A 24,947-nucleotide genomic window follows, 5' to 3' on the forward strand; every position below is an offset into this window, starting at 1 on the left:
CGGTAGCACCATGCCACCGGGCAAAAAAGCGTTTAATCCGGGAAAGGTGAATGGATAAGATCGAAGTTCGGGGCGCCCGCACCCATAATCTCAAAAACATCAACCTCGTTATCCCCCGCGACAAGCTTATTGTCGTGACCGGGCTTTCGGGTTCTGGCAAATCCTCGCTCGCTTTCGACACCTTATATGCCGAAGGGCAGCGCCGTTACGTTGAATCCCTTTCCGCCTACGCGCGGCAGTTTCTGTCACTGATGGAGAAGCCGGACGTCGACCATATTGAAGGGCTTTCTCCTGCCATCTCAATTGAGCAGAAATCGACGTCTCATAACCCGCGCTCTACGGTGGGGACAATCACCGAAATCCACGACTATTTGCGTCTGCTGTACGCTCGCGTTGGTGAGCCGCGCTGCCCGGACCACGATGTACCGCTGGCGGCGCAAACCGTCAGTCAGATGGTGGATAACGTGTTGTCCCAGCCGGAAGGCAAGCGTCTGATGCTGCTCGCGCCAATCATTAAAGAGCGCAAAGGCGAACACACCAAAACGCTGGAGAACCTGGCAAGCCAGGGTTACATCCGTGCTCGTATTGATGGCGAAGTCTGCGATCTTTCCGATCCGCCGAAACTGGAACTGCAAAAGAAACATACCATTGAAGTGGTGGTTGATCGCTTCAAAGTGCGTGACGATCTTACCCAACGTCTTGCCGAGTCGTTTGAAACCGCGCTGGAGCTTTCCGGTGGTACCGCGGTAGTGGCGGATATGGACGACCCGAAAGCGGAAGAGCTGCTGTTCTCCGCCAACTTTGCCTGCCCGATTTGCGGTTACAGTATGCGCGAGCTGGAACCTCGCCTGTTTTCATTTAACAACCCGGCGGGAGCCTGCCCGACCTGTGACGGTCTTGGCGTACAGCAATATTTCGATCCTGACCGCGTGATCCAGAATCCGGAATTGTCGCTGGCTGGCGGTGCGATCCGTGGCTGGGATCGCCGCAACTTCTATTATTTCCAGATGCTGAAATCGCTGGCAGATCACTATAAGTTCGACGTCGAAGCGCCGTGGGGCAGCCTGAGCGCGAACGTGCATAAAGTGGTGTTGTACGGTTCTGGCAAAGAAAACATTGAATTCAAATACATGAACGATCGTGGCGATACCTCCATTCGTCGTCATCCGTTCGAAGGCGTGCTGCACAATATGGAGCGCCGTTATAAAGAGACGGAATCCAGCGCGGTACGTGAAGAATTAGCCAAGTTTATCAGCAATCGTCCGTGCGCCAGCTGCGAAGGAACCCGTCTGCGTCGGGAAGCACGCCACGTGTATGTCGAGAATACGCCGCTGCCCGCCATCTCCGACATGAGCATCGGTCATGCGATGGAATTCTTCAACAATCTCAAACTCGCAGGTCAGCGGGCGAAGATTGCAGAAAAAATCCTTAAAGAGATCGGCGATCGTCTGAAATTCCTCGTTAACGTCGGCCTGAATTACCTGACACTTTCCCGCTCAGCAGAGACACTTTCCGGCGGTGAAGCCCAGCGTATTCGTCTGGCGAGCCAGATTGGTGCAGGCCTGGTTGGCGTGATGTACGTGCTGGATGAGCCGTCTATCGGCCTGCACCAGCGCGATAACGAGCGCCTGTTGGGTACGCTTATCCATCTGCGCGATCTCGGTAATACCGTGATTGTGGTGGAGCACGACGAAGACGCGATTCGCGCCGCTGATCATGTGATCGATATCGGTCCGGGTGCGGGTGTTCACGGCGGTGAAGTGGTCGCGGAAGGTCCACTGGAAGCGATTATGGCGGTGCCTGAGTCGTTGACCGGGCAGTACATGAGCGGTAAACGCAAGATTGAGGTGCCGAAGAAACGCGTACCCGCCAATCCAGAAAAAGTGCTGAAACTGACGGGCGCACGCGGCAACAACCTGAAAGACGTGACGCTGACGCTGCCGGTAGGTCTGTTTACCTGCATCACAGGGGTTTCAGGTTCCGGTAAATCGACGCTGATTAACGACACACTGTTCCCGATTGCCCAACGCCAGTTGAATGGTGCGACCATCGCCGAACCGGCACCGTATCGCGATATTCAGGGACTGGAGCATTTCGATAAAGTGATCGATATCGACCAAAGCCCAATTGGTCGTACTCCGCGTTCTAACCCGGCGACCTATACCGGCGTGTTTACACCTGTGCGCGAACTGTTTGCGGGCGTACCGGAATCCCGTGCGCGCGGCTATACGCCAGGACGTTTCAGCTTTAACGTCCGTGGCGGACGCTGCGAGGCCTGTCAGGGCGACGGCGTGATCAAAGTGGAGATGCACTTCCTGCCGGACATTTACGTACCGTGCGACCAGTGCAAAGGCAAACGCTATAACCGTGAAACGCTGGAGATTAAGTACAAAGGCAAAACCATCCACGAAGTGCTGGATATGACCATCGAAGAGGCGCGTGAGTTCTTTGATGCGGTGCCAGCTCTGGCGCGTAAGCTGCAAACGTTGATGGACGTTGGCCTGACGTACATTCGCCTCGGGCAGTCCGCAACCACACTTTCTGGTGGTGAAGCCCAGCGCGTGAAGCTGGCGCGTGAGCTGTCAAAACGCGGCACCGGGCAGACGCTGTATATTCTCGACGAGCCGACCACCGGTCTGCACTTCGCCGATATTCAGCAACTGCTCGACGTACTGCATAAACTGCGCGATCAGGGCAATACCATTGTGGTAATTGAGCACAATCTCGACGTGATCAAAACCGCTGACTGGATTGTCGACCTGGGACCGGAAGGCGGCAGTGGGGGCGGCGAAATCCTCGTCTCCGGTACGCCAGAAACCGTCGCAGAGTGCGAAGCTTCGCATACGGCGCGCTTCCTCAAGCCGATGCTGTAATCGTTAAGGCCGCTTTCAGAGCGGCCTTCTTCTTTCAGAGTTGCACCAGCAATTTACGTTTTTCTTCCGGCAGCAAATTCACCGCCTGCTGATAAGACGCATCCACCAGATAATAGATTTGCGAATCCGGCAGCGAACCGTCGAGATACACGGTGCTCCAGTGCGCTTTATTCAGATGGCGGCTTGGACGCACATCGCTGTGCTGCTGACGTAGCAGCTCCGCCAGCTCCGGGCTGGTTTTCAGCGAAACAGCTGGGCGATTTTCTACTTCTTTCACCATCGCAAACAGCACATCTTCCACTTTGATCTGCGTCGCTTTCCAGTCGTTATGCACGCTCTGTTCTGCGCCTGGTTTTGCCATGCAATATTGTAGCAACTCCGAAATGGTCATTTTTCACTCCCCTTGTAGTGTCGCGATGATGCGACGCGATCCGCCGTGGATGCGATGTTCCCCCAGCCAGATGCCTTGCCAGGTGCCGGTCTGAATACGCCCTTTATGCACCGGCAATACAAGCGATGTTCCCAGCATTGAGGATTTGATATGAGAAGGCATATCGTCTGCTCCCTCATAGTCATGCTCATAATTTCCGTTATCGGGAACGGCGCGGAGGAAAAAACGCTCCATGTCGTGGCGTACGGTGGGATCGCAGTTCTCATTAAGTGTCAGAGAGGCGGAGGTATGTTGCAGCAACAGATGCAGTAAACCGATGTTAACGCGCGGCATATCAGCCAGCTGATTCAGAATTTCATCCGTTACCAGATGAAACCCACGAGATTTGGCGCTAAGCGTGAGCGTCTTTTGATACCACATGTGCTGCTCCTTGATAAAACTCTCTTAATCAGTTTGCAGCAAGACAGCGAAAGGATAAAGGTGTGATTAAAAAAACAGCATTCGGGAGAGTATTACGCTCTCCCGCTCTGTCAGTATTCTGAATTGACGATCACCTCTTCACCAAACGCACCCGCTTGTGGCAAGGGTTTGTAGGTAGAGTTGGAGGCGCGCAGAATGCGGATACCACGAGCGCCAACATCGCGTGCGGCGGTAATATCGTTATCGGAATCACCATAAAAAATTCGGATATTTTTATCCTGCAGCCATTGCGATTTTGTATTTTGACCTGGCTTATCGCCCGCAAAGATCACCGGATTCATGTTGGTGGCAGGAATATGAAAATTATCCGCCAGCGTTTTTGAAACCGTTTCTGTTTTGGTCGGGCTACGACCAGTCACAAAGAAGATCGCGTCACCGCGGCGTACATGCATATCAATCAGCTGGCGAGCGACCTCTTTTGGAATGCTGAATTCATCCCAGCCATTGTTCATTTTTTCCCAGAACACAGGATTTTTCAGATAATCTTCGCTTTCTGGCGAGAAGGTTTTTTTGCCGCGCCAGAAACCCGGACTGGAAAAAAGTACCGTATCATCGATATCAAACCCCACCGCCATTGGCGGACGTCCTGCGAGGCTATTTTCAATTTGTGCAACCGAAACCCAATGAATTGGCGCCTGTTCAGCGAGTTTGGCTACGTTAGTACCCGGATTAAGCGGTGAAGGAGATGAGGCCAGGGCAACAGCGGAACTGTTTAGAGCGAACAATAAGCAAACGGCACTCAATGCCTGTGTGATCTTGCGCATATTTTTCCCTAAATAGTCAGTAAGTTGAAACTTATTATTGTGCGTTTGTTGAAAAAACCATCTGACCATAACGCCAACCGCGGGGGAAAGGAAGGATTATCTGCGGATTTGTCACATAAAAAGAGCATGATCACATTTGGAATACCTGTGCGATAAACCACACATTGCCACGGTTATTCTGCTTACACATTCACACAATGGCACTCTTTTGGTTCTCGCAAACATTGTTCAGGGAATATACTGATGATAAATATAAATGCATTCAATGGATGATGAATGAAAATATCGTGGAATTATATATTTAAGAACAAATGGCGATTTCACATTACAAGCATTTCACTTTTTCTTATCATGCTCGCGGTTTCAATCGCTTTTTTGCACTTGCGTTTTAATACCTTGTCCGGTACCGATAAAATGCGGCTTGAAATGTATAAGTCCACATTATATTCCACCATCGAGCAATTTTATGTTTTACCCTATATGCTCTCAACAGACCATATCATCCGTCAGGCGGTAATTACGCCTGACGATATGACGTCCAGCGAACTCAATCAACGAATTGCACATTTCAATACTCAACTCAAAACCGCAGCAATATTTATTCTGGATACCCAAGGTAAGGCCATCGCTTCTAGCAACTGGCAGGACCCCGGCAGCTATGTAGGGCAAAATTATAGCTATCGCCCCTATTATAAACACGCCATGTCTGGCTTAAATGGACGCTTTTACGGTATTGGTAGCACTACAAATACACCGGGATTCTTCCTCTCTACAAGTATAAAAGATAAAGGAAAAATTGTCGGTGTTGTAGTAGTAAAAATAAGTCTTAATGAAATTGAAAAAGCATGGGCCGAAGGTCCTGAAAATATTATCGTGAATGATGAACATGGGATTATATTTTTAAGTTCAAAATCGCCATGGCGAATGCGAACACTGCAACCGTTACCTGTTCAGGCAAAACAAAAACTACAATCTACCCGTCAATATAGTCTCGACAATCTTTTACCGGCGGATTATTATCCCTGTTATACCGTGAGCAATTTTACTTTCCTGAAAGATAAAAAAGAACAACTCTGTTTATTCCCGCAATATTATACGCAACAAATAGCCATTCCAGAATTTAACTGGAAAATGACAATTATGGTCCCCTTAGATAACCTGTACTGGTCATGGGCTATTTCGTTAGTCATTACACTAATTATTTACCTGCTGTTTTTGTTATTTATTAAATACTGGAGAATGCGATCTCATGCACAACAATTATTAACACTGGCGAATGAAACATTAGAAAAACAGGTTAAAGAGCGTACATCTGCCCTGGAATTGATCAATCAAAAATTAATACAGGAGATAAAAGAGCGCAGTCAGGCTGAACAAGTATTACAAATTACGCGTAGTGAACTGGCAGAGTCCAGCAAACTGGCGGCGCTTGGACAGATGGCAACCGAAATTGCCCATGAACAAAATCAACCGTTAGCCGCCATTCACGCACTTACTGATAACGCGCGTACTATGCTAAAAAAAGAGATGTATCCGCAGGTTGAACAGAATCTGAAACACATTATTTCAGTGATTGAGCGGATGACGCAGCTCATTTCCGAACTTAAAGCATTTGCCTCGCGCCATCGCGTACCTAAAGGTTCTGCCGATGTCATCAAAGTGATGTATAGCGCCGTGGCGTTACTTAATCACAGCATGGAGAAAAATAACATTGAGCGACGAATAAAAGCCCCATCCATGCCGTTATTTGTCAATTGCGATGAGCTCGGTCTTGAACAGATATTCAGTAATTTAATTAGCAACGCCTTAGATTCTATGGAAGGTAGCTCTTACAAACGACTGGATATCGCCATTCGCCAGGCAAATAACAAAGTTATTATTACCATTAAAGACAGCGGTGGCGGTTTTGCACCTGAAGTTGTCGATCGCATATTTGAACCATTTTTTACCACTAAACGTAGAGGAATGGGGTTGGGACTGGCAATAGTCAGCGAAATTGTCCGAAATTCGAACGGCGCACTCCACGCCAGTAATCATCCTGAAGGCGGCGCAGTAATGACATTAACCTGGCCTGAATGGGGAGAAGAACATGAATAATAAATCCAGTGAAATTACTATAGTTTATATTGAGGATAGTGACGATGTACGTTTTGCCTGTGAACAAACGCTCACGCTGGCTGGTTATCGTGTTATTTCCTGTTGCGATGCAGAACACAGTATTCCCCTTATTCAAAGTCAAGCCAACATTATTATACTGACCGATGTCAGGTTACCTGGAATATCAGGACTAGAGCTCCTCAGTTACATCAACGAAATGGATAGCAAAATTCCGGTTATTTTAATTACCGGACACGGTGACGTGGAAATGGCGGTGGATGCCATGCGTAATGGTGCATTCGATTTCATTGAGAAACCAAGTAGCTCAGATAAATTATTGAGTATTATTGCCAGAGCGGTAGAAAAACGGCGATTGGTTTTAGAAAATCAGCAATTACTGGCGAATCTGCAACAGGAAAATGGCCCGGTGCTGATTGGTCGTAGTCCGCAGATGCAACAACTGCGTAAAATGATCCTTAATGTCGCAGATACCGGTGCCGATGTCCTTATTTATGGTGAAACAGGTTGTGGTAAAGAAGTCGTCGCCAGAATGCTGCATCACTGGAGTACCCGCCGTCAGGGGCAGTTTGTTGCCTTAAACTGTGCAGGCTTACCAGAAACGTTGTTTGAAAGCGAAATATTTGGTCATGAGGCGGGCGCATTTACCGGTGCGGTTAAAAAGCGTATTGGAAAAATTGAACATGCAAATGGTGGTACGTTATTTCTCGATGAAATAGAGGGAATGCCATCAGGAATGCAGGTAAAACTGCTACGTGTATTGCAGGAAAGAACCATTGAACGATTAGGTGCCAATCAATTAATTCCGGTGAATTGCCGTGTTATTGCAGCGACCAAGGAAGATTTACTGCGTCGCAGCGAAGAACATCTGTTTCGTCTCGATCTCTATTATCGTCTGAATGTGGTTAGCTTGAATATTCCACCTCTACGCCAGCGACGAGAAGATATCCCTGAACTGTTTTACTGGTTCGCCAGTCAGGCGGCACAAAAATATAATCGTCCTCTGCCTGATATTTCTCCCATGTTACTGGCCTGGTTGCAATCACAAAGTTGGCCTGGCAATGTACGTGAACTTAAACACAATGCAGAGCGTTTTGTTCTCGGTTTACTGACCCACCACCAGCCAGTGCCAATGACTCAGCAAGAAGAGAGTGGCCTTACCGCCTGCATTGATGCTTTCGAGAAAAAGTTAATCGAAGATATGCTGCGACAAACGGAAGGCCAAGTCAGTTTGACAGCGCGGCTATTACAGCTGCCGCGCAAGACTTTATATGACAAACTCAACAAACATCAGATTCAACCGCAAGTTTATCGACCAGAATCATCCAGCTAATGCTGATTCCTGAGGATGTAACCCCAAATCGATACCTTTGCGGGCGTAATGTTCAACTATCCAGGACCAGAATGATACCGGGATCGTAATCATCTTCGCATTGCGTTCCCGGTTGGCAGCTTCTGGCATACCGGGGTAAATCACCGGATTGCCGCCAGGTTGAGGCTGCGTAGCTAACAGATAATCCGCAAAGAACTGCCCTTTCTCCCCTGCCAGATCGGTGAATTGATCAGGATCGATAATCAACGCAAAAAGATGATTATGCGCAGATCCATCCGTCTGATGATCTTCGGCGATCGTGTCACCACCAGATAAGATCCCCGCCATCATTTCAATCATCAGTGCCAGGCCAAATCCTTTATGCTCACCAAATGGCAGTAACGCCCCTGGAGGATTGCTGAATAACACCCCAGGATCATTGCTTGGATTCCCCTGTGCATCGATCAATTGTCCCGGCGCGGCCTGCTTCCCGGTGGACGACATTACCCGTGCTTTATTTAGCGCCATGCTACTGGTGGCAAAATCAACCAGAATCGGCGGACGCCCATCACTGAACGGCCAGGCAAAGCAGAAAGGGTTAGTGGTCATACGCGGTTCCGCACCGCCCCACGGGGCGACCAGTGCCGGACGCCCGGTGACGTTACTCATGGCCAGCATCGCCAGGCCTTGATCAGCAACCATTTGCCCGTAATGCCCCATACGCCCTAAATGATGCGCATGGCACAACGTTAACAGGCAAAAACCGCGGTGTTTTGCTTGTTCGATGGCAGCATTTACCGCCACTTTTCCGGCGTGTTGACCAAAGCCATTGTGGGCATGAAAACGTTGTAAATTACCTTCACTTGTTAAGCATTCCGGGCGGGCATTCGCGGTTACATCGCCACGAGCGATATTTTCCAGATATTTCGGTAGCAGCGTGACGCCGTGGCTGGCAAAGCCATAACGTTCCGCTTCAATCATATGTTCCGCCACATCCTGAGCGATATCGGCATCACAGCCATTAAGTTCCAGCAGCCCGGCAGCTAACCAACGCACTTTTTCAACAGCAATTTGTAATGACATCGTTGGTTTCCTCACATTAGACCTAAAATTTTCCACCAGGTGGCGGCAAACAGTAGCAACAACAGGTAGCCGATTACCGTCAGGTACAGTCCCACACGGGTAAACTGGCGTGGCGTGAAGGTATCCGTACCCATACACACCATATTTTGTGGCGCGTTAATCGGCAGGATGAAGCCAAAACTGACACTGAAGGCGAGCAGAATGGTCATGCCGACCGGGTTAACGCCGAGTTCTGGCGGCAGACTGCTTAACAGGCTAATCAGGATGGGCAGCAATGCGGCAGTTAGCGCAGTGGCACTGGCAAACCCCAGGTGAATAATTATCAAGAAAGCGGCGAGAATCGCGAAGATGGCTAATGATGGCAAGCCATCAAGACCAAAACCTTTCACCACATAGTTCGCCATCCATGAAGCTGCCTGCGTATCAAGCAGCGTGGACCCCAGGCTGATACCAATACCAAACATCAGCAACGTGCCCCACTGCACACGTTTTTCGACCTCTTTCCAGCTCATTACACCGATGCCTGGCAGCAACATAATCGCCAGTCCGGCAAGGGTGACAGAGGTGGTATCAATACTGTGTAATTTTCCGCCAGTAGACCAAAAGAGCAGTAACAATAGCGAAATACCGATCAAGCGTTTTTCTTTACCGGTGGTTGGCCCTAACTCTGCGAGTGCTTTTTTAATGGCCTCGCTCCCCCCTTCAACAGCTTCCGTTTCTGGCGGCAACAATTTACGTGCGAGGAAATAGAGGATCACCGACATGGTGAGGCTCCAGGGCGCGCCCGCTAACAGCCAGTCAAGCCAGCTGACAGAATGCCCGGCGCCGAAAGTTTTATTGATAAAACCGATAGAAAGCAGGTTTTGCGCCGCCGAAGTTTGAATACCAACGTTCCAGATACTGGTCGCCTGGGCGATAACAATCATCATTGACGCCGCTAAACGTGAATGTTTATCCACCTTAAATGCCGCAATGACCCCCATCATAATCGGCACCACGCAAGCCGTACGGGCAGTGGCACTGGGTACAACCAGGCTCAGGACGATGGTCACCACAATGGCACCGATAATAATGCTGCGGCTGCTGGCACCTATTTTCGACATAGTAAACAGCGCAATGCGTTTATCCAGCCCGGTAATGGTCATTGCCGCCGCGATAAACATTGCTGCTGCCACCAGCGCCAGAGCAGAATTAGAAAAACCCGACAGAGTCATTTTCAGCGCTTTCGCGGTGCCAAGGATCGTGTCCGGGTGATTCATATCCGGGGCAAAACCAACCATAAAGATAATCAGTGCGGAAATAACAATTGCACTGGCGGTGTAATCCATCGCTTCGCTGATCCAGACAATAATGGCAAACACCAGAATGGCGATCATATTTTGTCCGGCGACGGGCAAGGTATCGCCCAGTGGCAGAAGGGTAATAATAATTCCGGCAATGATCGCCAACCACAGGCCGGGATTAGGGATAATTCGACGCTTTTGTGGTGCGCCATGGGATATTGATGACATATTCACCTCATTGTGAAAAATAAAAAACCTGCCTGGCTATTGCAGGAGCTATGCCATCTTTAATTTTTTAATAACGCTTTGTTATTTAATGAGTTAGCTATTTATCCTTTTTATTTTATGCGCGGTTTTCCGCACAGTTATTAAAAGATGATTCCCTTACCACACAGATAAAAAAAGGGAGCGATATGCTCCCTTGATATTCATTTATGGATTACTTAATAACATTCCATAACGTTTCGCCAAGCAACGCCGGGTTTCTTGTCCATGCCATGCCTGCTTTATCGAACGCACGGAATTTATCCTCTGCACTGCCGCTACCGCCAGAAATAATGGCTCCGGCGTGCCCCATGCGTTTTCCTTTTGGTGCAGTAACACCGGCAATATAACCTACGACCGGTTTATTCATTTCATGACGAATAAATTCCGCAGCCCGTTCTTCCGCATTACCACCAATTTCACCGATCATAATTACCGCGTCTGTTTGCGGATCATTTTCGAATAAACGCAGCGCATCAATAAAGTTAGTCCCCGGAACCGGATCGCCGCCAATACCAATACAGGTGGATTGCCCAAGTCCCAGCGCCGTGGTTTGCGCTACAGCTTCGTAGGTTAATGTACCGGAGCGGGAAACAATCCCAATACGCCCTGGGCGGTGGATTTCACCAGGCATAATCCCGATTTTGCACTCGCCCGGCGTGATAACTCCTGGGCAGTTTGGCCCAATCAGCCGCACATCCGGGTGGCAGTCAAGCAGCCGACGAACTTTCACCATATCCAGTGTCGGTACACCTTCAGTGATCACCACAACCAATTTGACGCCAGCTTCAATAGCCTCAACAACAGAATCCAGCACAAACGGTGCAGGCACATAAATCACGCTGGCATCAGCCTCAGTTTGTCGCATCGCTTCTTTCATTGAATCAAAAACCGGGCGATCCAGATGCCGTTGCCCGCCCTTACCTGGCGTCACTCCACCCACAATCTGCGTGCCATACGCAATAGCCTGCTCTGTATGAAATGTGCCGTTTTTGCCGGTAATGCCCTGCACCAGTACCCGCGTGTGTTTGTTGATCAAAACGCTCATCTTAACCTCCTGTTAATTCAGTAACGCAATGATGCGTTTAGCGGCATCATCCAGAGAATTGACGGCTTCCACCGTCAGGCCACTTTCTGCCAGTAACCGCTGCCCTTCGGCAGCGTTATTACCGGAGAGACGCACCACGACAGGCAGGGTGATACGGGCCTCATTCAGAGCATGAATAATGGCTCTGGCGATCATGTCGCAACGGACAATCCCACCAAAAATATTAACCAGAATGGCTTTCACTTTGCTGTCGGAAACAATCAGCCGAAAGGCTTCACTGACGCGCTCCTGGGTTGCGCCACCGCCAACATCCAGGAAGTTTGCGGGTTGTTCACCGTATAGCTTGATGATGTCCATGGTTGCCATAGCCAGCCCTGCACCATTGACCATGCAGCCGATATTTCCGTCCAGCGAGACATAATTAAGATCAAGCTTCGCTGCCTGGCTTTCGCGTGGATCTTCCTGGGTTTCATCACGTAGCACCTGGAGTTCCGGGTGACGATACAGCGCGTTATCATCCAGCGATACTTTCGCGTCTGCACACATAAATTCGCCCGTTTCCCGCAACACCAGAGGGTTAATTTCCAGCAGGGCGAAATCCAGTTCGTTAAAGGCTTTCCACGCCTGATTAACCAGGCGACTAAAGGTAGCAAATAGCCCGTGTTCCAGTTGCAGAACAGCAAACATTTCGCGGATATGGCAAGGCTGCACGCCTGTCAGTGGATCAATGCTGACACTGCTGATTTTCTCCGGTGTCTCATGGGCGACTTTTTCAATTTCCACACCACCTTCCGGGCTGACAATAAACGTGACCCGCTGGCTTTCACGATCCACCACCATGCCAAAATAGAGTTCCTGGCGTACCGGATAGATGTTTTCGCACAGCAAAATACTGCTGACATACTGCCCTTCTGGCCCGGTCTGATAAGTCACCAGTTGCGATCCCAACATTTGCTGTACAAAAGCCTGTGCTTCCGGCAGCTGCTTAAGCACTTTTACGCCGCCAGCTTTACCGCGCCCACCAGCATGTACCTGCGCTTTAAGTACCGCGCCTTTACTCGGGCAAGCAATATGTTGCCAGGCATCTGCCAGTTGCGAAATCTGTTGGATGGCTATCTCTTTTGGACACGGCATCCCCATGCCAGCCAGTAACGATTTGGCCTGATACTCATGTAAATTCATATATTCCCTCAGTGGTATGTGTTATCCGTGTAATGCTTTATTATTCAAGGCCATTGCTGCTTCGTGGATGACTTCGCTTAAGGTCGGATGCGCATGGATCGCACAGGCAATATCCTCGCCAGAGGCGCTAAAAGTCATCGCCAGCGCAATTTCATTGATCAGCTCCGATGCCTGCGGGCCAACAATCGCTCCGCCAAGTACGCGGTCAGTGTGTTTATCGCTGTATAACGTGCAACGCCCACCTTCCTGGCCTAATGCTAAGGCGCGACCGTTACCGGCAAACAGAGAATTTCCTTTGTTAAAGACTCTGCCAGCGGCTTTCAGTGAGGCCTCGTTTTCCCCTACCCACGCAACTTCCGGTTGGGTGTAAATCACCGAAGGGATCAGCGCAAAATTAATCGGCTCTACCGCCAGTCCGGCAATTTGATCCGCAACCACCACACCTTCAGCCATCGCTTTATGCGCCAGCATCGGCCCTCGCACGACATCACCAATTGCCCACAGCCCGGCTTTCCCGGTACGGCATAAGTTATCGACGGCAATACCGCCACGGTTATCGGCTTCAAGACCGAGTTGCACGAGATCGACACCAGAAAGTCGCGGTACACGTCCAATGGCAAGAATTAATTTATCGAAGCGGCTTTCTTCTCGCTTCTCACCCTGCCGCCAGCGCACATGCACACCGTCATCCCGTTGTTCAATAGCCTCAATCTCTACTGCCAGTTGCATTTTCATCCCACTGGCAATCATTGCTTTACGGACTTCGTTCGACAGGCGAGCTTCCAGTGCAGGCAAGAACGTTGGCGCCATCTCCAGCAGCGTGACATCTGAACCGACCCGATTCCACACAGACCCCAGTTCAAGGCCAATCACGCCAGCGCCGATCACACCGAGACGCGGCGGCACTTCGCTCAATGCCAGGGCGCCACGATTGTCGAGGATCTGTTGATTATCAATGGTAACGCCAGGCAGCTGACGCGGCTGAGAACCTGTTGCAATCACTACATTACGGGCGTGAATGTGTTGATCGTTTACGCGTAATTGCCAAATCTCATCCTGAGCACGTTCTAACGTTGCGAGGCCGCACAAGTGCTTCACTTTATTTTTCTTAAACAGCAAGCTGATGCCCATTGTCAGGCGGCTTACTATGGCATCTTTACGTTGAATCATCGCGGCAGCATTGAAAGATACGCCTTCAACGTTAACGCCATGAATGCTTGCCTCATGCTGTACTTGCGCGTACAGCTCGGAAGATTGCAGCAACGATTTTGACGGAATACAGCCGACATTGAGACACGTACCGCCCGGCGAAGGTTCGCCCTGTGCATTAACACCATCATCAATACATACTACGGAAAGCCCATTCTGCGCAGCCCGCAGTGCCGCTACGTAACCACCTGGCCCACCCCCCATAACTGCCACATCAAAAATTGTACTCATCGGCGCCCTCCTTAAAGATCCAGCAACAGTTGTTCCGGTGATTCCAGTAGCTCACGTATTGCCACCAATGTCTGCACGGCTTCCTGACCATCGATAATGCGATGGTCATAGCTGAGAGCAAGGTACATCATGGGACGAATAACAACCTGGCCGTTTTCTGCGACCGGGCGCGGCGTGATGGCATGCATCCCAAGAATGGCCGACTGCGGCGGGTTAATGATTGGCGTTGACATCATCGAACCAAAAGTACCGCCGTTGGTGATAGAGAACGTGCCGCCCTGTAACGCCTCCAGCGGCAATTTGCCATTGCGTGCCTGTGTGGCGTATTCGGCAATTTGCCGTTCAATTTCCACCAAAGAGAGTGATTGCGCATTGCGTAACACAGGCACTACCAGGCCGCGGTTGCTGCTCACTGCAATGCCGATATCGCAATAATCACGCCAGATAATCTCGTTGCCATCAACGCTGGCATTCACTACAGGGAAGCGCTCCAGCGCCCGGGTAACGGCCTTAACAAAGAAGGACATAAAGCCCAGCTTCACGCCGTGCTTCTCGGCAAAACGATCTTTCCAGCGGGTGCGTAAATCCATCACGCTCTGCATGTTTACTTCGTTGAATGTGGTAAGAATGGCGTTATTTTGTTGGGAAGCCAGCAGACGCTCAGCAATTCGCTGACGTAAGCGCGACATCGGCTCACGACGTTCCTGACGAGCACCCGGTGTCAAGGGTTTAGCTGGCGCGATCTCCGCCACCCGTTCAGGCTGAATGACTGGTGCAGGAGTAACGCGCTGTACATCCTCTTTCAGGATACGTCCATTTCTCCCGCTCCCCGCAACGTCAGCAAGTTCAACACCACTACGCTGTGCCTCCAGCCGTGCGGAAGGCATCGCCAGGGTTTCGGTGACTGGTGTGACGGTTTCTTCTATGACAGCTTGCGGCTTAAGATGCGCCAACAGTTGCGCGGACGTGACCGTGCTACCTTCGCTGACGATAATATTGCTTAACACGCCATCGTGCGGGGCCGGTATTTCCAGAATGACTTTATCGGTTTCCAGCTCGGCAATCACATCATCGCGTTTTACGTGCTCGCCTTCTTGTTTACACCAGGTTGTCAGCGTGCCTTCCGTGACAGATTCCGGTAATACAGGGACAGTAATTTCGATCATAAAATGTTCTCCTTATTATTTTTGTGCGCCTTTCATGGCTGAATATCTGCAAACGCAGCAGCAAGAAATTCGTCGATTTGTTGTTTATGTACACGCCCATACCCTGTCGCCGGAGCTGCCACTGCCGGGCGGCCTGCATACTGCCAGTAAGGAGTGTTAATTTTCAGTGCCGCCAGCTCATGACGAATCTGCCGCCACGCGCCCTGGTTTTCTGGCTCTTCCTGCAACCAAATCCATTCGCAGCAGTTCGGCCAACTCGCCAGAACATCATTCAGTTCTGCGACCGGGAACGGGTAGAGTTGCTCCAGGCGAACAATCGCTACCTCATCTTCACACTCACGCTGCTTACGGGCTTCCAGTACGTCGTAATAGACCTGGCCGCTACACAAAATAACGCGCTTAACTTTCTGGGACTGATGCAATTGCGGATCGGTGACTACCGGTTTATAAGCGCCATCAGTGAATTCAGAAAGCTCGCTCATAGCGCCTTTAAACCGAAGTAAACGCTTACTCATCATTATCACTAACGGTTTGCGCATTGGGCGTAATGCCTGACCGCGCAGCAAATGGAACATTTGTGCTGACTCACTGGGCATCACCACCTGCATGTTGTTTTCTGCGCACAGTTGCAGCCAGCGCTCAGGACGCGCAGAAGAGTGCTCCGGCCCTTGTCCGTCATAGCCATGCGGCAGAAGAATGGTTAAACCGCTATAGCGATCCCACTTGGTTTCGCCAGACGAGATAAACTGGTCAATAGCAACCTGAGCGCCGTTGGCAAAGTCACCAAACTGCGCTTCCCAAATAACCAGTTGCTGAGGCGCAGACGTTGAATAGCCATATTCAAAGGCTAAGAGCGCTTCTTCATTAAGCACCGAATCATAAACATCGAAAGATGCCTGACCAGCGCGGATATGCTGTAACGGCAGATAACGACGGGCTTCAGTTTGATGATGTACCACTGCATGGCGATGACTGAACGTGCCACGCCCTGAGTCTTCACCAGAAAGACGCACACCAACACCCGCATCCACAAGCGATGCATAGGCCAGCATTTCAGCCATTCCCCAGTCTATTGGCTGAGTACCTGCGGCCATATCCTGGCGTAACGCCAGTTGCCGTTTAATGGTAGGATGTGCGACCACATCGGGTGGCAGTGTAGAAATGATTTCACCATACGCTGCCAGCTTTTGCCGAGGCAATGCCGTAGATACCGGGGCGCTCCAGTGAGGGTTGGTCAACCCATACCAGTTAGCGCTAAAAGAGTGAATTGCAGGTTTGAGAGGCTGCGGTTCACGTTTCTGGCAGCTATCCAGCCAGTCGCGATAGCGTGCCGTCATCTCATCTTGTTGCGCCTGAGTTAACAGGCCGCGGCGGGCAAGAGATTCACCATAACGGGCGAGCGTACCAGGGTGAGCATCCACTGCCTGATACATTTGTGGCTGGGTAAGACGTGGCTCATCGCTTTCGTTGTGTCCGTGCTTACGGAAGCAGCAAATATCGATGATGATGTCGCGCCGGAAGGTGTCTCGCCATTCGCACGCCAGTTCCATTACCTGGCAAACAGCGTCAACGTCATCGCCATTAACGTGGATAATTGGGGCCGCTACCATTTTGGCAATATCGGTGCAGTACCGTGAAGAACGCATATCCTGCAAGCGGGAAGTGGTGAAGCCAATCTGATTGTTAATCACCAGATGTAGCGTACCGCCAGTGCCGTAGCCCTGAGTCTGCGATAAGTTAAACGTGGTTTGGTTGACGCCGAGGCCGCCCAACGCGGAATCCCCATGAATAAGTACGCCCACCACTTTTGCCTGACCATCCTCACCACGGCGTTCCTGCCTGGCTCGCACCTGGCCCAGCACCACCGGATTCACGATCTCCAGATGTGAGGGGTTATACGCCAGCGCCACATGCAGCGAACCGGCAGGTGTTTCCAGATTGCTGGAATACCCCATGTGGTATTTCACATCGCCTGAACCACTGCCGATCGTCTGCTTGCCTTCAAACTCAGCAAAAAGCTGTGCCGGGTCTTTATTCAACAGATTAACCAGAACATTAAGTCTTCCCCGGTGCGCCATGCCAATGACCATTTCCTCCACACCTTGCGCACGCAGGCGTTTTGTCAGCGTATCGAGCGCCGGGATTGCACTTTCGCCCCCTTCCAGAGAAAACCGTTTCTGCCCAACATAACGGGTATGCAGATAACGCTCTAACGTCTCTGCCGCCATCAGTTTTTCAAAACGGGCAATGCAGGTTTGGGCATCAGCTTGTGGCGCATTGCTGCTCTCAATCCGTGATAACAACCAGTTGATTTCTTCACGATTTTCCAGATGAGCAAGTTCATAAGCCTGGCTACCGGCCCAGGCTTGCTCCAGCAGGTTAAGCAGTTGCTTAAGTGGCATTTGCGTGGTGTGTGCGCCAAAGGTGACGCTAAACTCCTGCAACAAGTCTTCTTCGCTTAATCCCCAAAAACCAGGCTGGAGGGAGGGAACGTCAGCTGGGGGATTCAAACCAAGTGGATCAAGCTTTGCGCGCAGATGCCCCTGCGTGCGCCAGGCATTGATCAGTTGTATTACCGCAGCCTGTTTTTTTAACGTCGCACCGCTGACGTTGTTATCACCGGATACGCTTTGGACAGTCAGTTCAGGTGAAAGAAAAAAACGCCGCCAGTCTTCCGGGAGTTGTTCCGGCGTACGCAACCAGGTCTGGTAGTACTCTTCAAGCCAGGTCGCGTTATCTCCACTAAGCAGCGTGCCGGGCGAGGTCATGTTCTCCATGTTTTTCTCCTGATGGTCATAGACAGCCGCATTACTGCACAATCCGTACCAACAGTTAAAAACACTAATTTTCAAAAACTTATAGAAAAGAGATGATGTAAAAGTGGGCGAAAAAAGGGACAGAATAGTAGGGGATGGCTGGAGTCAGGAACAGGCGGAGAGATCCGCCTGTTGATTAAAATCACATCACCGCAGCAAACGCCTTTGCCACGCGATGCACATTTTGCGCGTTAAGCCCGGCGACACACATGCGACCGCTGGCGATGAGATAGACACCAAATTCTTCACGTAGTCGGTCAACCTGAGCGGTTCTTAAACCGGTATAACTGAACATGCCGCGCTGATTAAGCAGATAATCGAAATTGCGCTCTGGCATCTCTGTGCTCAATACCTTCACCAGTTCCTGACGCATTGCCAGAATGCGAGTACGCATCTCTTCTACTTCCGCCAGCCAGCTGGCTTTCAATGCCTCGTCATTCAGCACCGCAGCCACCACCTGCGCACCAAAATTCGGCGGGCTGGAGTAGTTGCGGCGAACGGTTGCTTTCAATTGCCCCAGTACGCGGCCTGCGGCTTCGGCATCTTCACACAGAACAGAAAGTCCGCCGACGCGCTCGCCGTAAAGGGAGAAAATTTTCGAGAACGAATTGCTCACCAGAGCGGGTAATCCAGCGCTGGCAATGGCGCGAATGGCGTAGGCATCCTCTTCCATACCGGCACCAAATCCTTGATAGGCAATATCGAGGAATGGAATAAGCTCGCGGGCTTTGAGAATTTCAATCACGGAATCCCACTGGTCATTAGTGAGATCGGCACCCGTTGGGTTGTGGCAACATGGATGCAGCAACACAATACTGCGGGCAGGTAATGTTTTCAGCGTCGCCAACAGGTCATTAAAGCGCACGCCGTTAGTCGCTTCGTCATACCAGGGGTAAGTACTTACTTCGAATCCAGCCCCGGCGAATATTGCTACGTGGTTTTCCCAGGTAGGATCGCTGACCCAGACGCCTGATTCCGGGAAGTAGCGTTTCAGGAAATCTGCACCCACTTTCAATGCCCCTGAGCCGCCAAGGGTTTGAATGGTTGCTACGCGCTGTTGTTGCAGTACCGGATGGTCCGCACCAAACAGCAGCGGCGCAATGGCATGGCGATAGCTGTTAAGCCCTTCCATCGGTAAATAAAGCGAAGCACCATGAGGCTGCGCATTCAGGCGCGCTTCCGCATCCGCTACGGCTTTCAGTTGTGGAATAATTCCGTCTTCGTTGTAGTACAGACCGATACTTAAATTCACTTTGTCGCTGCGAGGGTCTTCTTTAAAACGCTCCATAAGCGTAAGAATCGGGTCGCCAGCGTAGGCGTCAACTTTTTGAAACACGCGATGGTTCTCCAGGTTTACGGGCAGGTGGTTAAAACACAATAAACCGGAAGTAGACGAAGATCGAGTGGATGTTCAAAGTCAGTCGGGAAGGCGATGTAGAATTTGCCCCAGTCGCTCTTGCAGCGAACCCGAAACAGAAAGATAAGGAATATTCCTGCGCGATAATTCCTGTTCATACCACACCTGTTGCCGTGCGCGAAATACCTCTCCTTGCCGGGTGCCATCCTGCACGAAGGGAAATTCTGCGCCGCAAAGCACCACCAGAGAGTATTCCCGCTCCGCCAGTTGATGAAGTTCTTGCGGAGCATGACCATATTGATCAAGGGCATAGAACAAGGTCGTGAGTGGCGACGTGTCACATATAAGATAGTGATTAGCTTCTGCTTGTTGTTCCCGGCGTACCTGTTCGCAGGCGATATGCAACAAATCATCCGCGGTTAAGATTCCGTTTTTTTCTTCCCAATAGTCGCGGCCAAATTCAGCGACATACACCGTATCAAGCCCATCCGCCAGCGCTTTTGAAAGCGTGCTTTTACCGGTAGATTCGCCACCAAGCAGACAGATACGGCGAACGAAACTGTAATAAACATCATTCGCCAACATGTAGCGATAGCGGTGAACATCGGAACGAATAAGCGTTCCCGAAGGCGCTTCATCGCCAACTGGGCGCGCCATTCGAACGTGTTCAACGGGTTGGGCAAAACGCCGCGCCAGCACGTTAGCAAAGCCATCGCCATAGTCTTCTGCAGTAAATACAGCATGTGGACGACAGCGTAATATCTGCAGGCACAGCGTCGCCACATAATGACGGTGGATGTCGGCATCGTTATGCGGTATGGCAGGTAAGTTATAACGCGCAACAAGCTCTGGCGTCAGTACCAAAATCGTCGCTTGCGGGAAGCGCACTTGCAGCCACGTCAGGCGCTTTTCAGGTTCACAGTCAGGCATTTCCGGCACGGAATAACTGATGATGAACAGTTCTTCACATTGCGCCAGTGCGGTATTGATCAACTTTTCATGACCACAATGCAAAGGCGCGAATTTACCAACCACCAGGCCCGTTGCAAAAGGCTTCATGATGTTTGCAACTCTTTGCGCCATTGATACAAACCATGCCAGGCGTTAATCCAGAACAGGAAATATAAGCCAGCGGTCAGGTTTAAACCGCGCGTCATATACAGTGGCACTGCCAGGGTATTCACCGCTAACCAGACGAACCAGTTTTCGATACGTCTTCCCATCAACATGAATTGTGCCAGAACGCTAAAGGTCAAAATCAACGAATCCAGCCAGGGTGCCCAGGCATTGGTAAAGGTGTGGAGTAAAAAGCCGTAACCGCCTGCCACGACGACAGCACAGAGCAACAAAAGGAAAAAGTGACTGGCTTGCGTTCGGCGCACCGGCAAGATGTCGCCACCCTGACCTTTCAGCCAGTGGATCCAGCCAGTGATGCTGGTCGCGATGAAGAATAACTGGAGCGTAACGTCGGCATAGAGTTGCACAGACCAAAAAACCCAGCCGTACAATATGCTGCCAATTATGCCGATCCACCATGTATGCACATTGTTTCTGGCAGCCAGCCAGACGGAAACCGCGTATGCCAGACACGCGGCGATTTCTGAATAAGACATTGTCCCTCCCTGGAGACGAATATTAATCCACGTATTTCATCGCGACTCTTGAGGTCAGGCGCGTGATAAGTTCGTAAGCACTTACTTTCGTCATTTCAGCGATACGTTCTACGGGCAAACCTTCGCCCCATAAAATGACCGGGTCCCCGGCTTTATCCTGCGCCTGTGGACCTAAGTCTACGCAGATCATATCCATCGCCACGCGCCCGACAATCGGCACTTCGCGACCGTTCACCAGCACTGGCGTACCGGACGGCGCGGCGCGCGGATAACCATCGCCATAGCCCATCGCGACTACGCCAAGACGAGTATCACGTTCGCTTACCCAGGTTCCACCATAACCGACAGGCTCTCCGGCTTTATGCTCACGCACGGCAATCAGGCTGGAGGTTAGCGACATCACTGGCTGACAGCCAAAATCGGCACCGGTGGAGCGATCTTCCAGCGGAGATACGCCGTAAAGAATGATGCCCGGGCGCACCCAGTCAAAATGCGACTGTGGCCAGAGTAAAATGCCACCCGACGCGGCAATGGAACGTTGACCAGGTTTGCCTTCGCAAAAGGTATTAAAGATAGCGAGTTGCTTCTCGGTTGCGCCGCATTTTGGTTCATCCGCGCGCGCAAAATGGCTGACGATATTCACCGGCTGACGAACGTTTTTGCACTGGGTCAGACGATGATAAAACGCCTCAGCCTGTTCCGGCCTTACGCCCAGACGGTGCATACCGGTATCGAGTTTCATCCAGACGGTAACCGGCTCGTCCAGGCTAGCCTCTTCCAGCGCAGCCAGCTGTTCTTCGTTATGCACGGCGGTATGAAAATGTTGCGCAGAAATCGTCGGTAGATCTCTGGCATCAAAAAAGCCTTCGAGTAAAAGTACAGGTTTGGTGATTCCCCCCGCACGCAGTCGCAGAGCTTCTTCGAGACGGGCTACGCCAAAGGCGTCAGCATCGGGGAGCGTTCGCGCGGTCTCAAGAAGACCGTGACCATAAGCGTTCGCTTTCACCACCGCAACCATTTTACTGGCAGGCGCCAGTTCACGAAGACGTTGCAGGTTGTGTCGCAGAGCGCGGCGGTTAATCACAACAGTTGCCGCTTGCATTAGTGTTCCTTGATAAGTGTTTGCTTTAATTACCTAATTCATAAAATAATTATTATTCGTCGTCGTACTGCGGCCCCGCATAGTTGTCGAAGCGCGACCATTGACCGTTAAAGGTCAGGCGTACCGTCCCGATTGGGCCGTTACGTTGTTTACCGATAATAATTTCCGCGATGCCTTTTAAATCACTGTTTTCGTGATACACCTCATCACGATAGATAAACATGATCAAGTCCGCATCCTGCTCGATAGAGCCAGATTCACGCAGGTCGGAGTTGACCGGGCGTTTGTCGGCACGTTGTTCCAGAGAACGGTTCAACTGGGACAGCGCCACCACCGGCACGTTCAGTTCTTTCGCCAGTGCTTTCAGCGAGCGGGAGATTTCTGCAATTTCCAGCGTACGGTTATCGGAAAGCGCCGGTACGCGCATCAGTTGCAGGTAGTCGATCATGATAAGCCCGATGCCGCCGTGTTCACGGGCAATACGGCGTGCGCGGGAACGCACTTCCGTTGGCGTCAAGCCGGAGGAATCATCGATATAGATATTGCGTTTTTCGAGCAAAATACCCATGGTGCCGGAAATGCGTGCCCAGTCTTCATCATCGAGCTGCCCGGTACGGATTTTAGTCTGGTCAACGCGCGACAGCGACGCCAGAGAACGCATCATAATCTGTTCTGATGGCATCTCCAGCGAAAAGATAAGCACCGGTTTATCCTGCAACATCGCCGCGTTTTCGACGAGGTTCATCGCAAATGTCGTTTTACCCATCGACGGACGCGCGGCAACGATGATCAAATCCGACGGCTGCAAGCCAGCGGTTTTTTTGTTGAGATCGTCATAACCGGTATTTACCCCGGTAACGCCATCGTGTGGCTGCTGAAACAACTGCTCAATACGCGCCACGGTTGCGTCGAGCACATCGGCGATGTTCTTCGGCCCTTCGTCTTTGTTTGCACGACTTTCGGCAATTTTAAAGACGCGGGATTCAGCAAGGTCGAGCAGATCTTCACTGGTACGCCCTTGTGGATCAAAACCAGCTTCGGCAATCTCGTTAGCAACGGAGATCATCTCACGAACAACGGCACGTTCGCGCACGATATCCGCATATGCACTGATGTTCGCCGCACTTGGCGTATTTTTTGACAGCTCTGCCAGATAAGCAAAACCACCGACGCTATCGAGTTGCCCCTGGCGTTCCAGCGATTCCGCAAGGGTAATCAGATCGATAGGACTACCGCTTTCCTGCAAACGCGCCATTTCAGTAAAGATATGACGGTGTGGGCGGGTGTAAAAATCATCTGCCACCACACGCTCAGCTACATCATCCCAGCGTTCGTTATCCAGCATTAAACCGCCCAACACCGACTGCTCCGCTTCGATCGAGTGCGGAGGCACTTTCAGCCCGGCAACTTGTGGATCGCGTTCGCGGTTATCAGTCTGTTGTTTGTTGAAAGGTCTATTGCCTGCCATAACGAATGGTGTTACCTGCTGTTGAATGGGGGACAAGAGAGTATAGCGAGAAACAGTTTCTCGCTACAGCATTTAACGCCCCCGCTTTCCGGTGGAAGCGCGAATTTGCAGGGTCGGGCGATAGATGTAATGGCTGAGCGGTGCGTCTGGTTGCGCAATACGCCGTAAAATTTGCTGCGCCGCCTGTTTCCCCAGAGCCAATGGTTCTACCGCAATTGTGGTTAACGGCGGGTTACTGTAAGCACAAGCCGCCACGCCATCATTACCAATCAACGAAATATCTTCCCCGGCAAATAATCCTCTTTCGCCTAGTGCCGACTCCGCGCCAAAAGCCATTAAATCGTTATAACAAATCACCGCTGTGGGTGGCGAAGGCATATCCAACAGCTGTTGCATCAACTGGTAGCCGTTGGCCTGAGTCGGTTCAGCACGCAGCGAAAAAGCATCAGTACTCCACGGCTGTAAACCATGGTGATTCATCGCCTCAAGGTATCCCTGATAACGCATATGGTGCGTAAGACCACCAATAAACACGATATCTCTGTGCCCTTGTTGAATGAGATATTCCGTCGCTTCCCGTACACCTGCGTGGCTGTCCACGCCAACGTAATCGACGGGCAATTGTTGCCAATCCAGAGGGCGCATCGTGATTAATAAGGGTGTGGAACTGTTGGCATAACGCTGTAAATCGGCTTCTGAGGTACTGTTCACTGGACAGAGGACAATGCCCGCGACGTGGTGTTCCAGCAAGGTATCAAGCACCTGTTTTTGCCGGTCACTACGCTGGGAGGTATTGGACATCACGGTGATAAAACCGTGCTCCGCCAGCGTCATCTCAAGACCCATAGTAAATTCAGCGAAGAAAGGATTTATCAAATCGTCAATGACTACGCCGATAGTTAGCGATTTTTGCGAACGCAGATTGGCAGCAAAACGGTTATAGACATAGCCTAATTGTTCAATGGCTTGCTGGACTTTTTGTTGAGTCTCTTTTTTGATAAGTGAACTGTCGTTGAGAACCAGCGATACGGTCGATTTCGAAACGCCAGCCGCACGCGCAACATCGGTTAATGTTACCCGCTTTCTTCCTGTATCCGACTTCGCCATGCCTGCTCCAAACCCCCATAAGATCAAGGCAATTACTTTATCATAATCTCCTTTTACTCATGCGATCCGTTAACGCAAGGGAT

General features: G+C 50.9%; 19 protein-coding genes. 3 read left to right on the plus strand and 16 right to left on the minus strand.

Annotation, left to right across the window (positions count from 1 at the left end):
• Positions 1–50: 50 nt before the first annotated feature.
• Positions 51–2,873 carry an excinuclease ABC subunit UvrA gene (uvrA, locus tag EAS44_RS23025; protein ID WP_000357763.1) on the plus strand — a complete coding sequence of 941 codons (2,823 nt, stop codon included), beginning with the start codon at positions 51–53 and terminating at the stop codon, positions 2,871–2,873.
• A gap of 34 nt (positions 2,874–2,907) precedes the next feature.
• Here uvrA and yjbR read toward each other — a convergent pair whose 3' ends face one another.
• The 3 genes from yjbR to aphA form a co-directional block, all read right to left on the minus strand.
• Positions 2,908–3,264: an MmcQ/YjbR family DNA-binding protein gene (gene yjbR / locus EAS44_RS23030; protein WP_000155657.1), complete on the minus strand. Its 357-nt coding sequence runs from the start codon at positions 3,262–3,264 to the stop codon at positions 2,908–2,910.
• A gap of 3 nt (positions 3,265–3,267) precedes the next feature.
• Positions 3,268–3,684 (minus strand): secondary thiamine-phosphate synthase enzyme YjbQ, encoded by a 417-nt coding sequence (gene yjbQ, locus EAS44_RS23035; protein ID WP_000270369.1) that lies wholly within the window; start codon positions 3,682–3,684, stop codon positions 3,268–3,270.
• 110 nt (positions 3,685–3,794) lie between these two features.
• Positions 3,795–4,508 (minus strand): acid phosphatase AphA, encoded by a 714-nt coding sequence (gene aphA, locus EAS44_RS23040; protein ID WP_001226933.1) that lies wholly within the window; start codon positions 4,506–4,508, stop codon positions 3,795–3,797.
• A gap of 276 nt (positions 4,509–4,784) precedes the next feature.
• Between aphA and EAS44_RS23045 the strand changes: the two genes are divergently transcribed.
• A complete protein-coding gene (locus EAS44_RS23045; RefSeq protein WP_000704415.1) occupies positions 4,785–6,605 on the plus strand; it encodes an ATP-binding protein in 1,821 nt (606 codons plus the stop codon).
• Complete coding sequence (locus EAS44_RS23050; protein ID WP_001060859.1) at positions 6,598–7,956, plus strand: sigma-54-dependent transcriptional regulator; 1,359 nt, start codon at positions 6,598–6,600, stop codon at positions 7,954–7,956. Before EAS44_RS23045 ends, EAS44_RS23050 begins: the two co-directional genes overlap by 8 nt.
• Here the strand turns inward: EAS44_RS23050 and EAS44_RS23055 are convergent.
• The 13 genes from EAS44_RS23055 to EAS44_RS23115 form a co-directional block, all read right to left on the minus strand.
• Positions 7,945–9,018 carry an Ldh family oxidoreductase gene (locus EAS44_RS23055; RefSeq protein ID WP_001331850.1) on the minus strand — a complete coding sequence of 358 codons (1,074 nt, stop codon included), beginning with the start codon at positions 9,016–9,018 and terminating at the stop codon, positions 7,945–7,947. The genes EAS44_RS23050 and EAS44_RS23055 overlap by 12 nt on opposite strands.
• A gap of 11 nt (positions 9,019–9,029) precedes the next feature.
• The gene (locus tag EAS44_RS23060) at positions 9,030–10,529 is read right to left on the minus strand and encodes a DASS family sodium-coupled anion symporter (RefSeq protein ID WP_001304712.1); all 1,500 of its coding nucleotides are present in this window, start codon (positions 10,527–10,529) and stop codon (positions 9,030–9,032) included.
• A gap of 211 nt (positions 10,530–10,740) precedes the next feature.
• Positions 10,741–11,613 carry a succinate--CoA ligase subunit alpha gene (gene sucD / locus EAS44_RS23065; RefSeq protein WP_000114648.1) on the minus strand — a complete coding sequence of 291 codons (873 nt, stop codon included), beginning with the start codon at positions 11,611–11,613 and terminating at the stop codon, positions 10,741–10,743.
• Between the two features lie 12 nt (positions 11,614–11,625).
• Positions 11,626–12,795: an ADP-forming succinate--CoA ligase subunit beta gene (gene sucC / locus EAS44_RS23070; RefSeq protein WP_001048629.1), complete on the minus strand. Its 1,170-nt coding sequence runs from the start codon at positions 12,793–12,795 to the stop codon at positions 11,626–11,628.
• A 21-nt stretch (positions 12,796–12,816) separates the two neighbouring features.
• Entirely contained in the window at positions 12,817–14,235 is a 1,419-nt protein-coding gene (lpdA, locus tag EAS44_RS23075) for a dihydrolipoyl dehydrogenase (protein WP_000103922.1), read from the minus strand.
• Between the two features lie 11 nt (positions 14,236–14,246).
• Positions 14,247–15,401 carry a 2-oxoglutarate dehydrogenase complex dihydrolipoyllysine-residue succinyltransferase gene (gene odhB / locus EAS44_RS23080; RefSeq protein ID WP_000570231.1) on the minus strand — a complete coding sequence of 385 codons (1,155 nt, stop codon included), beginning with the start codon at positions 15,399–15,401 and terminating at the stop codon, positions 14,247–14,249.
• Between the two features lie 32 nt (positions 15,402–15,433).
• On the minus strand, positions 15,434–18,178 hold the full coding sequence (locus EAS44_RS23085; protein ID WP_001331851.1) for a 2-oxoglutarate dehydrogenase E1 component: 2,745 nt from the start codon (positions 18,176–18,178) through the stop codon (positions 15,434–15,436).
• 181 nt (positions 18,179–18,359) lie between these two features.
• Positions 18,360–19,553 (minus strand): aromatic amino acid transaminase, encoded by a 1,194-nt coding sequence (tyrB, locus tag EAS44_RS23090; RefSeq protein WP_000486945.1) that lies wholly within the window; start codon positions 19,551–19,553, stop codon positions 18,360–18,362.
• Positions 19,554–19,634: 81 nt separating this feature from the next.
• The gene (locus tag EAS44_RS23095; RefSeq protein ID WP_001331852.1) at positions 19,635–20,633 is read right to left on the minus strand and encodes an AAA family ATPase; all 999 of its coding nucleotides are present in this window, start codon (positions 20,631–20,633) and stop codon (positions 19,635–19,637) included.
• Complete coding sequence (pnuC, locus tag EAS44_RS23100) at positions 20,630–21,187, minus strand: nicotinamide riboside transporter PnuC (protein WP_000122235.1); 558 nt, start codon at positions 21,185–21,187, stop codon at positions 20,630–20,632. The genes EAS44_RS23095 and pnuC overlap by 4 nt, the downstream gene beginning before the upstream one ends.
• Before the next feature lie 22 nt (positions 21,188–21,209).
• Entirely contained in the window at positions 21,210–22,289 is a 1,080-nt protein-coding gene (gene alr / locus EAS44_RS23105; protein WP_001147328.1) for an alanine racemase, read from the minus strand.
• Positions 22,290–22,341: 52 nt separating this feature from the next.
• Positions 22,342–23,757 carry a replicative DNA helicase gene (gene dnaB / locus EAS44_RS23110; RefSeq protein ID WP_001296639.1) on the minus strand — a complete coding sequence of 472 codons (1,416 nt, stop codon included), beginning with the start codon at positions 23,755–23,757 and terminating at the stop codon, positions 22,342–22,344.
• Between the two features lie 72 nt (positions 23,758–23,829).
• A complete protein-coding gene (locus EAS44_RS23115; protein ID WP_001129782.1) occupies positions 23,830–24,864 on the minus strand; it encodes a LacI family DNA-binding transcriptional regulator in 1,035 nt (344 codons plus the stop codon).
• Positions 24,865–24,947 lie beyond the last annotated feature (83 nt).

This window comes from Escherichia coli DSM 30083 = JCM 1649 = ATCC 11775, assembly GCF_003697165.2.
In the GTDB taxonomy this organism is placed as follows: Bacteria; Pseudomonadota; Gammaproteobacteria; order Enterobacterales; family Enterobacteriaceae; genus Escherichia; species Escherichia coli.